Annotated in this window: 13 protein-coding genes; all 13 read left to right on the top strand. The window is 33.1% G+C overall.

Annotated elements, in window-relative coordinates:
• On the top strand, positions 1 to 185 hold a 185-nt coding region (locus tag PKN74_RS07005), incomplete at its 5' end, for a hypothetical protein (RefSeq protein ID WP_472309971.1).
• Between the two features lie 497 nt (positions 186 to 682).
• Positions 683 to 1,576, top strand: coding sequence for an intracellular short-chain-length polyhydroxyalkanoate depolymerase (gene phaZ, locus PKN74_RS07010; RefSeq protein ID WP_472309973.1), 894 nt, complete (start codon positions 683 to 685; stop codon positions 1,574 to 1,576).
• Positions 1,577 to 1,657: 81 nt separating this feature from the next.
• The gene (locus PKN74_RS07015) at positions 1,658 to 2,674 is read left to right on the top strand and encodes a 3-oxoacyl-ACP synthase (RefSeq protein ID WP_472309975.1); all 1,017 of its coding nucleotides are present in this window, start codon (positions 1,658 to 1,660) and stop codon (positions 2,672 to 2,674) included.
• A gap of 28 nt (positions 2,675 to 2,702) precedes the next feature.
• Positions 2,703 to 3,449, top strand: coding sequence for a 3-oxoacyl-[acyl-carrier-protein] reductase (fabG, locus tag PKN74_RS07020; protein WP_464234236.1), 747 nt, complete (start codon positions 2,703 to 2,705; stop codon positions 3,447 to 3,449).
• Between the two features lie 27 nt (positions 3,450 to 3,476).
• Positions 3,477 to 4,793, top strand: a complete 1,317-nt coding sequence (locus PKN74_RS07025; protein WP_464234237.1) for an acetyl-CoA hydrolase/transferase family protein — start codon at positions 3,477 to 3,479, stop codon at positions 4,791 to 4,793.
• Positions 4,794 to 4,813: 20 nt separating this feature from the next.
• Complete coding sequence (locus tag PKN74_RS07030) at positions 4,814 to 6,019, top strand: acetyl-CoA C-acetyltransferase (protein ID WP_464234238.1); 1,206 nt, start codon at positions 4,814 to 4,816, stop codon at positions 6,017 to 6,019.
• 93 nt (positions 6,020 to 6,112) lie between these two features.
• Positions 6,113 to 7,345: an ABC transporter substrate-binding protein gene (locus tag PKN74_RS07035; protein WP_472309978.1), complete on the top strand. Its 1,233-nt coding sequence runs from the start codon at positions 6,113 to 6,115 to the stop codon at positions 7,343 to 7,345.
• Positions 7,346 to 7,449: 104 nt separating this feature from the next.
• A complete protein-coding gene (locus PKN74_RS07040) occupies positions 7,450 to 8,373 on the top strand; it encodes a branched-chain amino acid ABC transporter permease (protein ID WP_464234240.1) in 924 nt (307 codons plus the stop codon).
• Positions 8,373 to 9,320 carry a branched-chain amino acid ABC transporter permease gene (locus PKN74_RS07045; protein ID WP_464234241.1) on the top strand — a complete coding sequence of 316 codons (948 nt, stop codon included), beginning with the start codon at positions 8,373 to 8,375 and terminating at the stop codon, positions 9,318 to 9,320. The genes PKN74_RS07040 and PKN74_RS07045 overlap by 1 nt, the downstream gene beginning before the upstream one ends.
• Positions 9,321 to 9,394: 74 nt before the next feature.
• Entirely contained in the window at positions 9,395 to 10,111 is a 717-nt protein-coding gene (locus PKN74_RS07050) for an ABC transporter ATP-binding protein (protein ID WP_464234242.1), read from the top strand.
• A complete protein-coding gene (locus tag PKN74_RS07055; RefSeq protein ID WP_464234243.1) occupies positions 10,111 to 10,818 on the top strand; it encodes an ABC transporter ATP-binding protein in 708 nt (235 codons plus the stop codon). Before PKN74_RS07050 ends, PKN74_RS07055 begins: the two co-directional genes overlap by 1 nt.
• A gap of 90 nt (positions 10,819 to 10,908) precedes the next feature.
• Positions 10,909 to 11,718 carry an alpha/beta fold hydrolase gene (locus tag PKN74_RS07060; RefSeq protein ID WP_472309981.1) on the top strand — a complete coding sequence of 270 codons (810 nt, stop codon included), beginning with the start codon at positions 10,909 to 10,911 and terminating at the stop codon, positions 11,716 to 11,718.
• A gap of 142 nt (positions 11,719 to 11,860) precedes the next feature.
• The coding region (locus PKN74_RS07065; protein ID WP_472309983.1) for a methyl-accepting chemotaxis protein at positions 11,861 to 13,361 on the top strand (1,501 nt) is incomplete at its 3' end.

Consider the following 13,361-nt stretch of genomic DNA (forward strand, 5'->3'; position numbering starts at 1 on the left):
TTAATAACATTGTAGTAGTTCTCTCACAAACAATCTCTCTAAGCCTTATGGGAAGCGTCATCGCAACTTTTGGTTATCGAGGAGCAACTCTAGTTCCAATTTTAGGAATGATTATAGCATTATTTTTCTATTTATTGCATGTAAGAAGAGAAATAACATTGTCTTTACAAAAAGAGCATATTTAGGATGTAATCTACCAAATCAGTAATTGATTCAAATAAAGATAGTTACTTATTTTTTCTGTTCATAAACCCAAAAACTTCGCTTCTTTATTTCTTTTTTAAAGAACCTCTATATTCTGTTTTTTAATATTTCTGCATTCAAGGTATTTATTATTCTGAATTTACTAGAAAGTTAATATGACATCTCATTAAAAATAAGAAAAGAATTATTTTAAGAACTTTTATTAATTTCTAATAATCTTTTTATTTATTCATTTATGAAACATGTTTCTTGATTATTGATAGTGTTAATGGACCTTTTAATTTTACTTTATAAATAAGCTGCATGTGAAAAATAAAAATTTCTATAAATGAGATTTTTGTATCTAATCAACATTAATTGTTTTAAATTGTTGATAATTATTCACAAATACTATTAACGACAATTGTATTTATAGTTAAAACTATATATAATAAAGTGAGAAGTGATTCATATCTAATTATTTAAAGGGGCGTTTTAAATGAAGGTAATTTTTAATGAGGTAACGATCCAAAACGGTGAAACTATGGGGTATAGGTATAGAAAGGGTGGGGAAAAAATACTTCTATTAATCCACGGAAATATGACTTCTTCAAAGCATTGGGATATCTTTATTGATGCGTTAGATCCTAAATACACCGTTTATGCTCCTGACTTAAGAGGATTTGGAATTTCGACATATCATACTCCAATAAATTCTTTAGATGACTTTAAAGAAGATTTAAAACTTTTTGTTGATGAAGTAGGTATTAAAAAGTTTAGTTTGATAGGCTGGTCAACTGGCGGGGGAGTCTGTATGGTTTTTGCTGCCGATTATCCAGAATACGTTGAAAAACTCATTTTATTAGAATCTGTAGGGACCCGTGGGTATCCAATTTTAAAAAAAGACATTACTGGGAAACCTATAATAGGAGAATTCTTAAAAACAAAAGAAGAAATAGCCCAAGATCCCATTCAAGTACTTCCTATTCTCAACGCATACAAGAATAAAGATAAAGAAATGCTAAAAAGAATATGGGAAGCCACGATATACACCCATAATAAGCCTGATGATGCAAAGTACGAAGAATATCTTGAAGATATGCTAACTCAAAGAAACTTAGTCGACGTAGACTACGCTTTAGCAACCTTTAATATAAGTAATGAATTTAACGGTGTCAAACAGGGGGATAACAGAGCTTCAAAAATTAAGTGTCCAACATTAATATTGTGGGGAGAAAACGACTTAGTTGTTCCAAAACAAATGGCTCTGGATATTAAAGCAGATATTGGAAATAACACAACTTTAGTTTATTTGAAAAAGTGTGGTCATTCGCCTTTAATAGATGATTTAGAACAATTAGTGAAAGTTGTGGTGAATTTTTTAGAAAAATAGAAGTTATTTTTTTTATTTTTAAGTAAGATATGATTCACCTGTTATTATAAGGAAAAAAGAAAAACAGAGGAGGAAAAAAAAATGAACAACGTCGGAATCATGGGCTTGGGTGTTTATATACCAGACAATTACATTTATGCAGATGAAATAGCAAGAAGAACTGATATTCCGCAATGGGTAATTGAAGAAAAGTTTGGGATCCTAAAAAAACCCATTCCTGGCCCGAATGACACAACTAGTCATATGGGGATACAAGCGGCAAAAGATGCTATTAACGATGCTGGTATAGATCCAAAAGAAATTGATTTGGTAATTTGGAATGGTGCACAACACAAAGATTATCCATGCTGGCTTGCTAGCCTATATGTAGCTTACGAGATTGGAGCTATAAATGCATGGGGATTTGATATGGAGGCCATGTGTGGCTCCATGATGACAGGTCTAGAAACTGCTAAGTCTTTAATGTTAAATAATGAAAGTTTGAATACAGTTTTAATCGTAAGTGGTTATAGAAACAGTGATTTGATTAATTATGAAGTGAAAGATACTTCTTTTATGTTTGATCTTGGAGCAGGTGGAGTGGCTGTGATTTTAAGAAAAAACCTAAATAAAAATGTGGTTTTAGCATCTTCTTTCAAAGGTGATGGATCGTTTTCAGAACAATGTGTAATAGAAGTGGGTGGAACAAAAAAATGGCCTATGGAACCTGAAGATACACAAAAATACTACTTTACTGTGAGAGATTCAGAAAAGTTTAAGTCTAATCTAAATGAAAAAACTATGCCGAACTTTTACGGGGTAATCAGAGATTCATTGAAAAAGTCTGGCTATAGTGAAAAAGATATAGGATATTTAGCAATTCTTCATTTTAAGAGATCTGCTCATAAAGCCGTATTAGAAGAATTAGGGTTAAATGAAAATCAAACAACTTACTTAGAAGATTATGGGCATCTTGGTCAAAATGATCAAATTTTATCGATGAAATTAGCCCTAAAAGAAGGAAAGTTGAAAGATGGAGACATAGCAGTTTTGGTAGGAGCAGGTTTGGGATTCGTTTGGGCAGCTACTACCGTAAAATGGGGGAGAATTGATAGTTGATAAATAAGTATAAAAAGGAGGATTTCAAATGGATAGATTGAAAGAAAAAGTATGTGTTGTCACAGGGGGAGCAAGGGGAATTGGGAAAAGCATAGTTGAAAAATTCTCTAAAGAAGGCGCAAAAGTAGTTTTTGCCCTAGATATGAACGAAGAGTTATTACAACAACTGGAACAAGGACAAAATGGAAATGTTATTAGAGGTTATTTACTTGACGTTACTGATAGAGAAGGCATTAAGAAATTTGTAGAAGAGGTAAAAGAAGAATTTGGAAGGATAGATGTTCTGGTAAACAACGCGGGTATAACAAGAGATGCTTTGCTTCAAAAAATGACCGAAGATGACTGGGATAAAGTTATAAATATTAATTTAAAAGGTGTTTTTAACATGACTCAATTTGTTTCAACTTTAATGCTAGAAAATGGAAAAGGCAGTATTATCAATATTTCTTCTATAGTGGCAGAAAGAGGTAATGTTGGACAAACGAATTATGCAGCCTCAAAAGGTGGAGTAATATCCATGACCTATACTTGGGCGAAGGAATTAGCTAGAAAAGGAGCTAATATACGTGTTAATGCTATAGCACCAGGTTTTATAAAAACACCTATGACAGAATCTATACCCGAAAAAGTGATGCAGAATATTCTATCGCAAATAACCTTGAAGCGAATGGGAGAGCCTGAAGAAGTTGCTAATGCTGTTTTATTCCTAGCTTCAGATGAATCTTCTTATATTACAGGACATGTTTTAGATGTAAATGGGGGAACAATTCTCTAATTTTTAAGAAGGTAGGTGGTTTTAAAGATGTGGAAAGAAAAGTATAAGCGAAAGCTAATGTCAATTGAAGAAGCAATTTTATCTCTACCAAAACGATGTACAGTTATTGTTAGCATGGCAGCTGCAGAAGCTCAAGGATTTTTAAGTAATATTCACAAGTTCAAAAATCATTTTGAAAAGATAAAAGTTGTAACTTGTTTAGATATGGGATACTATGATTTTTTTCTAAATAAAGATTATGAAGATGTTTTTCAATTACATACATGGTTTTTTTCTGATTCTACAAGGAAATCTAAATATCAGAATAATCTAGATATTTTAGACTTCATTCCCAACAACCTTCATATGGCTGGATTGGATAAAGTTATGGCAGAAAAGGAAGAGGGAAACATTCTGGTATTTTGGGGTTCGTGTACCCCTATGATTGAAAAAACGGGTTATTTCAATTTAGGAATTTCAAATGTTTATGAAAAAGATATTGCTGAAAATGCGGATATAGTAGTTATGGAAGTTAACCAAAAGATGCCTTTTGTTCATGGAGATACCGAGTGGCATATAAATAATGTGAATATTATAGTTGAATCCGATTGGGATATTCCTGAACTTTCTATTTTGGAACCTAAGGAAGAAGAAAAAAGGATAGCTGAATACATAGCGGATATGATTCCAAACGGTTCTACGATACAAATAGGAATTGGAGGAATTCCAAATGCTGTTGCAAGATTGCTTGAAGATAAAAAAGATTTGGGTGTTCACACTGAAATGCTTACAGAATCGATGATAGATCTGTTTGAAAAAGGCGTTATTACCAATATGAAAAAATCTCTTTGGAGAGGTAAATTTGTAATAGCTTTTGCATTAGGAACGCAAAGAATGTATGACTTTATCAATCATAATCCAGGCATTTTAGAGTTAAGAGGAAGATATGTGAATGATCCTTATGTGGTTGGTTTGAATGACAATATGGTAAGTTTAAATACAGCGATTTCTGTTGATCTCACCGGTCAAGTAGTTTCTGAAGCTATTGGAACACAACAGTACTCTGGTCCTGGGGGTCAGCTAGATACCCATAGAGGAGCTATAAGAAGCAAAAATGGTAAAGGAATAATTGCCTTAAGATCAACGGCTAAGAAAGGTACAATATCGACCATCGTTCCAATGTTAGACCCAGGAGCTCCAATTACAGTTCCTAGACATGATTTAGACTATGTAGTGACAGAATGGGGTATAGTTCATCTTAGGGGAAGAAGTGCTGGAGAAAGAGCAAAACAGTTGATTTCAATTGCTCATCCTAATTTTAGAAAAGAATTAGAAGACAAGGCTAAAGAAATGAGGCTAATATAAAAGGACTCGGGAGGTATAACATGAAAAAAGTATTTATTATTTCAGCAAAAAGAACAGCTATTGGAGCTTTTGGAGGTACGCTAAAAGACATATCAGCTGTAAGACTGGGAACCGAAGTTACAAAAAAAGTTTTAGAAGAAGCCAAGGTATCACCAGAAAATGTTGATGAAGTTATCGTTGGGAATGTTTTGATGGCTGGTCATGGAATGGGCCCTGGAAGACAGGTTTCTATATATGCAGGCATACCAAATGAGAAACCTGGTTATGTAGTAAATATGTTGTGTGGAAGCGGGATGAAAAGTATAATGATCGGTGCATCGGATATTAAAGTAGGTGACGCAGATATAGTTGTAGCAGCCGGTATTGAAAGCATGTCTACTTCGCCATATCTTTTACCTTACACATCAAGATTTGGGAGCAAATTTGGCCACCTTGAAATACTAGATCACATGATATTAGATGGTCTTACTGATGTTTTTAATAATTATCATATGGGAGTAACCGCAGAAAATATAGCTAAAAAATACAATATCACTCGAGAAGAACAAGATGAATTTGCATACAATAGTCAAAAGAGAGCAAAAGCAGCGATTGAATCAGGTAAGTTCAAAGAAGAAATAGTTCCGATTGAAATTAAAATGAAAAAAGAGTCAGTTACTTTTCTGCAAGACGAATATCCCAGATTCGATACAAGTTTAGAAAAACTTTCCAAACTAAAACCATCTTTCGTAGATAATGGAACAGTTACTGCAGGAAATGCTTCTGGTATAAATGATGGAGCCAGTGCAGTACTACTTGCTTCTGAACAGGCTGTTGAAAAATATGGTTTAAAACCTATTGCAGAAATAGTAGGTTACAGCCAAGCTGGTGTTGATCCTGCATATATGGGATTAGGTCCAGTTCCTGCTATTAAAGAACTTTTAAGTAAAATCAAAATGAGCATAGAAAATGTAGGACTTATAGAACTTAATGAAGCGTTTGCTGCTCAATCACTTGGAGTATTGAGAGATCTAGAAAGTATTTATGGAAAAACTAAAGATTGGTTTATTCAAAGAACTAACGTAAACGGTGGGGCAATTGCTCTAGGTCATCCTATTGGAGCATCGGGGAATAGGATTGTTGTTACATTGCTTCATGAAATGAAGAAGAGAAACATTGAGTTTGGCTTAGCTTCTTTGTGTATTGGTGGTGGAATGGGAACGGCTATGGTTATTAGAAACATTTAAATCCATAAACGAGGAGGTTGATAATTTCTTTAAAAGCATTTCGTTTCAAATAACAAAGTTGGATCTTTGCTTAATAATCAGGAGGTGGAACGCATGAAACGAATATTTTTAGTAATGATGAGTTTGTTAATGGTGTTTTCGTTTGCACTAGCTGCAGAAAAGCCTATAAAGATCGGGGCGGTTAATCCCTTAGGAGACATTACCGGAGATCAAGCTACAAAAGCTATGAAATTAGCGGTAAAAGAGATTAACGACGCAGGAGGAGTATTAGGTAGACCCATAGAACTCATAGTTATAGACGATGAAATGAATCCAGCAAAAGGAGCTGCTGCTATTGAAAGACTTGCAACAGTAGAAAATGTTGATTTTTTTGTTGGTGGCATGGGCAGTGGGGTTCATCTTGCTCAGGTACCAATCTTGAAAAAATATCAAAAAATCACTGTTTGGATTGGCGCAGCATCTCATCAAGCAGAAATAGCTATGGGGCCTGACGCTGATTGGTATTTCCATCTACATCCATGGGATTATCAACAAGGTGAAGGTTATGGTGTAGGTTGGACAGAAATCGTACATGCTTATCCTGAAGTTAAAATAGAAAAAGTCTTTCTAGCTTATGAAGAAGGAGCTTTTGGGACAGATTCTTACACTTCTTACATCGATTTATATGAAGAAGCAAAAAGAGGAGAAGGTTCTTGGAAAGAAGTGTTAAAAGAATTTAAAGGGGCATCTTTTAAGAGTGCAGCACTTGGTGGGGGAGATTATAGGGCAATGCTAAACCAAGCAAAATCTTTTAATCCAGATCTTTTTATATGGGCTGGATATGATGCAGATGCAATTCCTATAGTTGCTCAAGCTAGAGAAGTCAATTTTCAACCCCCGCTATTTGTTGGTGCACCTCCAGGATGGCCAGCAGATTTTGGAAAAAATCCACTTTCGAACAACGTAATTTTGTATGGTATGTGGGCACCAACTCTAAATGAAGTTAGTTCAGTAGCAAAACACTTTTATGACTCTTATGTAGAAATGTGGAAAGAAGAGCCTGCAACATATTTCGCACCTTTAGGATATACGAATATTTATTTCTTGGTAGAAGGTATTAAAAAAGCAGGATCAATGGATAAAAATGCTATTATTGAGGCTTTAAGAACCATAGAATATGAATCACCACTGGGAGAGGTATTAAAGATAGAACCAAGCAGAATTATTAAAAATCAAGGGTTTAAATATCAAAAAATATTACAGTGGCAAAATGGGAAGCAAGAAGTAATTTGGCCACTAGATCTAGCTACAACTCAACTGGTGTATCCTTTTAAATTTGGAAGATAAATTATATTCTGAACAATTGAATTAGCAAGGATGGAGGCTGGATAATCGATCCAGCCCCATTCCATATCAGATAACTTATATTAGCTATCAAGGCGGTGTTGAACTTGGAAAAAACTAATAAAAGTTTAAAGAAGACTCTAATTGCTTTTATTATCTTTTTAATTGTTGTAGGGATTTGGAAACCTCTAGCTTTGGTTTATGGAATACAAAGAGGAGGATTATATTCTTTAATCGGTTTGCCTTTAGCATTAATACTGGGAATTGTAGGTATTTTAAATTTAGCCCATGGAGATTTTTTGACTTTAGCTTTGTATATTGGATACATATTTTTTAGTTCATGGTCTATCGATCCGCTTATTTCAATGATTCCTCTTTTTTTTATACTATTCGTTTTAGGAATGGTCCTTTATTCAATTTTAATAAAAAAAGTTTTAAAAGCTGGACATTTAAATCAATTATTGCTAACTTTTGGAATATCAATGATTATAATTGAATTGATTAAGATTATATGGACAACCAGGCCAAGAAGTGTTTATACTTCATATGCATCTTCTTCTGTAATTCTAGGGAATTTTTCAATTGGTATGTATGAATTTATATATCCAGCTATGGCCATAGCTGTTCTTGTTATTTTGCAATTGTTTTTGAAAAAAACAAGATTAGGACAAGCAGCTTCTGCAGTTGGACAAAATCCGAAGGGTGCTGAAATAGTTGGAATTAATACGAATGTTGTTTATTTGGTAGTTTTTAGTATAGCATTTGGAATTATAGGGATTTCTGCGTCTGTTATGCTTCCAAGAACTTCCATATTTCCTTTATCTGGAAATTCTTATACTTTGAAATCTTTTGCTCTAGCCGCTATGGCGGGATTAGGAAACTTGAATGGTATCTTGATAGGAGGGCTTACTTTAGGAGTTGCAGAAGCAATTGTTCAGTCTATACCAGGATATGAAGGATGGTCAGATGTGGTATTCTTTGGGATTTTGATAGCTGTAATACTGTTTAATGCGTATAGGAGGTCTGAATAATGAAAAAAACAATTTTCCCCATAATAACTATATTAGCTATCGTTTTATTGATATTTTTACCTTATTTTATTGGAGCCTATTTATTACATGTCTTAATGACTATTTTTATTTATATGACTCTAGCTCTCAGTTGGGATATGATGTTAAGAACAGGCCAGTTATCATTTGGTGTTGCTGGTTTTTTCGGTGTGGGAGCATATGCTTCAATTATTACCTGTTCAAGGTTGGGATTTAATCCTTTGGTAAGTATACTTTTTGCGGGTTTTTTTGTGGCTTTAATTGCTTTAGGGCTGGGGTTCGCGGTGCTTAAACTGAGAGATATCTATTTTTCCATTACAACTTTAGCTATTACTATGGTTTTTTCAGTCATTATAAGAAACATACCTAAACTTACAGGGGGTGCCAGTGGAAAAGTTATCCCAAATGTTATATTTAATGGAGATTCGGCAAAAACATATTGGTTAATATTCTCTCTTGCTTTAATAACCATTATGATTTCGGAAATGTTTAACAGAACAAAGATTCATTTTGCTATAAATTCAATAAGAAATGATGAGATAATTGCAAGGTCGAGTGGCATTAACATTTTTGGTTACTTACTATTTGTTTTTTTAATAAGTTCTGCGCTTCAAGGAATAGCAGGAGCAGTTTACACTCAACAGTATGGCTTTGTTTCCCCGGAAACAACTTTTTCATTGGATTTTCTATTATTGCCAATGGCTATGGCTCTTGTTGGAGGAATCTATTCGACGTGGGGTCCTGTAATTGGAGCTTTAGTTTTAGGTTTTGCCTCAGAATATTTAAAATTGATTATGCCTTATGGACATTTAATCATTTACGGCATAATGATAGTTTTGATAATTTTATTTTTACCAAGAGGAATATATGGAACAACAAAAGATAAATTAATCACCCATAAAATAGAAAAGAAGAGTTTATCTGAATGAGCAAGAAACAAATTCGCAAAATTGAAAGTCAGACGAAAAAAGTAGCTAATATGCATGACTAGGAGGAATATTCTATGGTTATTCTAAAGACCATAAACTTGATAAAAAGATTTGGTGGATTAGCAGCAGTTAATGGTGTAGATTTGAGCATTAACGAAAATGAAATTCTAGGAGTTATAGGTCCTAATGGGGCTGGAAAAACAACTTTTGTTAATTTAATATCAGGACTAATTTATCCTACACAAGGAGAAATAATTTTTAATGATATAAACATAGAAAGTAAACCTGCACATGTTAGAACTACGCTTGGTATAGCAAGAACTTTTCAACTAGTTAGGCCAATTCAAGGATTTACCGCCTTTGAAAATATTGTTGTAGGAGCGCTTTTTGGGGCAAAAGAAAATTTGAAGCATGCAAGAGATTTAGCAAGTGAAATATGCGATATTTTAGAGTTAAAAAGGAGAGATTTCCCAATAGATAAACTTACTGTGCTTGATTTGAAAAAAGTTGAGATAGGACGTGCTCTAGCTTCAAAACCAAAGATTTTATTTCTTGATGAGGTCATGGCAGGTTTGAATTCCGATGAAACGTGGCAAATGATCCATCTAGTAAAATCATTAAAGAAAAGAGGATTGACAGTTGTAGTAATTGAGCATGTTATGGGGGTAATAAAAGAGTTAACAGATAGAGTTGTAGTATTAGAATCTGGGAAAATAATTTCTCAAGGGCTTTATGAAGATGTTTGCAAAGATCCAAAAGTCATTTCTGCATATTTAGGGGAGGAAGATTAATGCTAGAAATAAGAAATTTAAATGTTAAATATGGGAAAATACAAGTAATTTGGGAACTTTCAATTGATATAAAAAACGGAGAAGCTGTTGGTCTCTTTGGGCCTAACGGAGCAGGTAAAACAACTTTAATAAATGCAATAATTGGCTTGGTGAAACCTGAATCCGGAAAAATTATTTTTGAAAACAAATCTTTAGTTGGCTTAGAAACTCATAAGATAGTTCGAACTGGTATTGCTGTCGTACCTCAAGAACGGGAATTGTTTCCATTCATGAGCGTTGAAGAAAATTTGAGGCTCGGTTCAGCTTATATACCAGTTGCTAAAAATAGGGTAGAAGAAAATTTGGAGTTCGTATTCGCAATCTTTCCTATCTTAAAAGAGAGACGTAAGCAAATGGCTGGAACTTTAAGTGGTGGGCAACAAAGAATGTTGGCTATTGGAAGAGGGTTAATGGCCAATCCCAAGTTTTTAATTTTAGATGAACCTTCGTTAGGATTACAGCCTTCTCTTGTTATTGAACTTTTTCAAAAGCTAAAAGAAATTAAAAAAACTGGTATGTCAATTTTTCTAACAGAACAAAACGTAAAACAAGGATTAAAAATCATAGACAGAGGTTATGTTATAGAAAATGGGAGAATCGTTATGGATGATTCATCTATAAATCTATCTAAAAGTGAGTATATCCAAAAATCATATCTTGGAGTCTAAAAAAATAAATTTCTAATAACGACAATTTTTTGAAAAAAGTGTATTCAACATATTGGTTGATTTAGTAACAAAGGGGGAGAAAATATAATCATGCCTTTCTTAAATGTCCAAGAAGAAGTAAGCCTATTTTATGAAGTGAAGGGAGACCTAGAATCATCCGAGACAATAGTTTTTCTTAATGGAGTTATGGCATCAACAAATAGTTGGTACCAATTTATACCATTTTTTGAAAGATTTGGATACAAAATGTTGTTGCATGACTTCAAAGGACAATTGAAATCAAGTAAACCGGAAGGTCCTTATACTTTTGAAGAACATGCTATGGAGCTAAAAGAATTAATGGATTTTTTACAGATAAAGAATGCTAATTTGATAGGTACTTCATACGGGGGAGAAGTGGCTTTAAAATTCGCTATAAAATTTCCAGAATACGTTAAAAAAATGGTTATAATTGATTCAGTAAGTGAACTCGATGAAGTTTTAAGATTTTTTATAAAAGGTTGGATATCGCTTGCAGAAAAAGAGAATGGGATAGAATTCTTTTACGGAACTATGCCTTCTATTTACAGTGATTCATACATAAGAAAAAACTACAAAGAATTGGAAAAAAGGGCTCTAGCAACAGATAAAATGCCAAAAGAATATTTTAAAGGTCAGATTTATTTATATGAAACTTTTTTGCAAGACGTTTATATGACAAAGGAATTACACAAAATAAAAAGTCCAACGTTAGTGATCTGTGGTGAAAAAGATATTTTAAAGCCTCTAAAATTTTCTCAAATTATTGCTGATAATATTCCTAACTCTGAATTTGTAATTATTCCAGATTGTGGACACGTTGTTATTTTTGAAAAACCAGAAGAACTGGTCTCAATTTTGTTGGGATTTCTTATAAAATAAAATATATTTCTATGATTCATTCATAGTTTGATTTAATGTTAATAATTTGATGTAGAAATATATCAAATTGAATTCAAAGAATTCATCTCTAAGCAGAATCAATATTATTGATGATTCAATTATAATGATCGGGGGGTATAGAATGGAATTCAAAAGTATTAGAGGAAAAATAATAATTATTTTAGCGGTGATCTTTGTTTTATTTGGATCGACTATTATATTTAATATTTATTCATTATACAATTCCAATAACGGATTGGAAAAATATAAACAAATGTCGGATGAATTAATCATATTGTCAGAATCGCAAACATACTTCTTTCAAGCAACATTAGCCTTAAAAGATTACACAAGAGATTTCGAAAAGGAAAAGGAAGATGTATTTTTTTCAAATATAGACAGTTTAAAATTCAATTTAGATATCCTTTCTTCTAATCATGAATTAAAAGACTTAGAAACCAAAGTTGAAGATTATAGAAATTATTTTGAACATTTAGTTACTTACAACTATATGAAAACTAACCTTATAAATGAATTTAAAAATAGCAGTACTGCGTTAGAAAATCATATACTAAACTTCTTAGATATATGCAAAGAAAGTGAAGCAACTTCCTTGTCTATATATGCTGAAAGGCTTTTACAATATAGAAATGAGATTATGAATTTCTCTAATCAGTACTTTGTTTCCTTATCCCAAGGGGATAAAAACAGTGTATTAAAGGAGTTTGAAAATCTAAATTTACAATTATCAACCTTAAAATACAGTGTTAGTAGTCAAAAGCAAATTGAAGCCTTTTCTCTCTTGAATGATTCAGCATTAGAATTACAAGACATTTTCCTTCAGATTATTTCTAACGTCGAATCCCAAGAACCAATAATCCAAGAAATGGAACAATTAAGGGTAGAAATATTAAATCTGTTAGAAGACCAAAGAGCTCAATTAAAAGAACAACAAGACACACTAGGTCCACAACTAATAGAAAAGAACAACAGATCAATTGTACTAACAATAATATTAACAGTAGTAGCCTTTGTAGTAGCAATAATCATGGTCATATACCTAATACGAAGTATAACCAAACCATTACTTGAATTAAGAAACAAGATAAACCAATTCAAAGAAGGAGATTTAACAGTAGACTTTCAAGTGAAGAGTAAAGACGAAATAGGACAGATGGCATTAGCTCTATCAGAGATGAGTAAAGAACTAAGGAACTCAATGGGCTCGATAAGAGAAGCTTCAGACAAAGTACAAAAATCATCAGTTAATTTAACCAAGACCTCTCAAGAAAGTAGAGAAAACTCAGAAGAATTAAAACGACAAATGGATACGATACAGGCATATGCAGAAGAGACAGCAGGAAATGTAGAAGAAGTAACGTCAGGGGTAGACGAAGTAGCCAGGGCAGCGCAAGTGGTATCTCGAGATGCCCAAAGATTAAGTGAAGAAGCAGAAAATACAAACAAAGCAGCGCAAGAAGGAAGTCAAACAATAATAAGCATAAGTGAGATAGTAAAAGAAGCAGTAGAAAGGACAAAAGAAAGCCAAAAAGAAGTGACCCAACTAGCGACGAATGCGAAAGATGTCCAAAGCATAGTAGAAACGATAAACTCGATAACGGAACAAACGAACCTTCTAGCGC

The sequence above is a fragment of the Defluviitoga sp. genome (genome assembly GCF_035349255.1).
Classification (GTDB): Bacteria; Thermotogota; Thermotogae; order Petrotogales; family Petrotogaceae; genus Defluviitoga.

What these genes read in the sequence shown, in the direction of transcription:
- phaZ (WP_472309973.1), top strand. Translation starts at nt 683, where the DNA reads ATGAAGGTAATTTTTAATGAGGTAACGATCCAAAACGGTGAAACTATG.
- PKN74_RS07015 (WP_472309975.1), top strand. Translation starts at nt 1,658, where the DNA reads ATGAACAACGTCGGAATCATGGGCTTGGGTGTTTATATACCAGACAAT.
- fabG (WP_464234236.1), top strand. Translation starts at nt 2,703, where the DNA reads ATGGATAGATTGAAAGAAAAAGTATGTGTTGTCACAGGGGGAGCAAGG.
- PKN74_RS07025 (WP_464234237.1), top strand. Translation starts at nt 3,477, where the DNA reads ATGTGGAAAGAAAAGTATAAGCGAAAGCTAATGTCAATTGAAGAAGCA.
- PKN74_RS07030 (WP_464234238.1), top strand. Translation starts at nt 4,814, where the DNA reads ATGAAAAAAGTATTTATTATTTCAGCAAAAAGAACAGCTATTGGAGCT.
- PKN74_RS07035 (WP_472309978.1), top strand. Translation starts at nt 6,113, where the DNA reads ATGAAACGAATATTTTTAGTAATGATGAGTTTGTTAATGGTGTTTTCG.
- PKN74_RS07045 (WP_464234241.1), top strand. Translation starts at nt 8,373, where the DNA reads ATGAAAAAAACAATTTTCCCCATAATAACTATATTAGCTATCGTTTTA.
- PKN74_RS07050 (WP_464234242.1), top strand. Translation starts at nt 9,395, where the DNA reads ATGGTTATTCTAAAGACCATAAACTTGATAAAAAGATTTGGTGGATTA.
- PKN74_RS07055 (WP_464234243.1), top strand. Translation starts at nt 10,111, where the DNA reads ATGCTAGAAATAAGAAATTTAAATGTTAAATATGGGAAAATACAAGTA.
- PKN74_RS07060 (WP_472309981.1), top strand. Translation starts at nt 10,909, where the DNA reads ATGCCTTTCTTAAATGTCCAAGAAGAAGTAAGCCTATTTTATGAAGTG.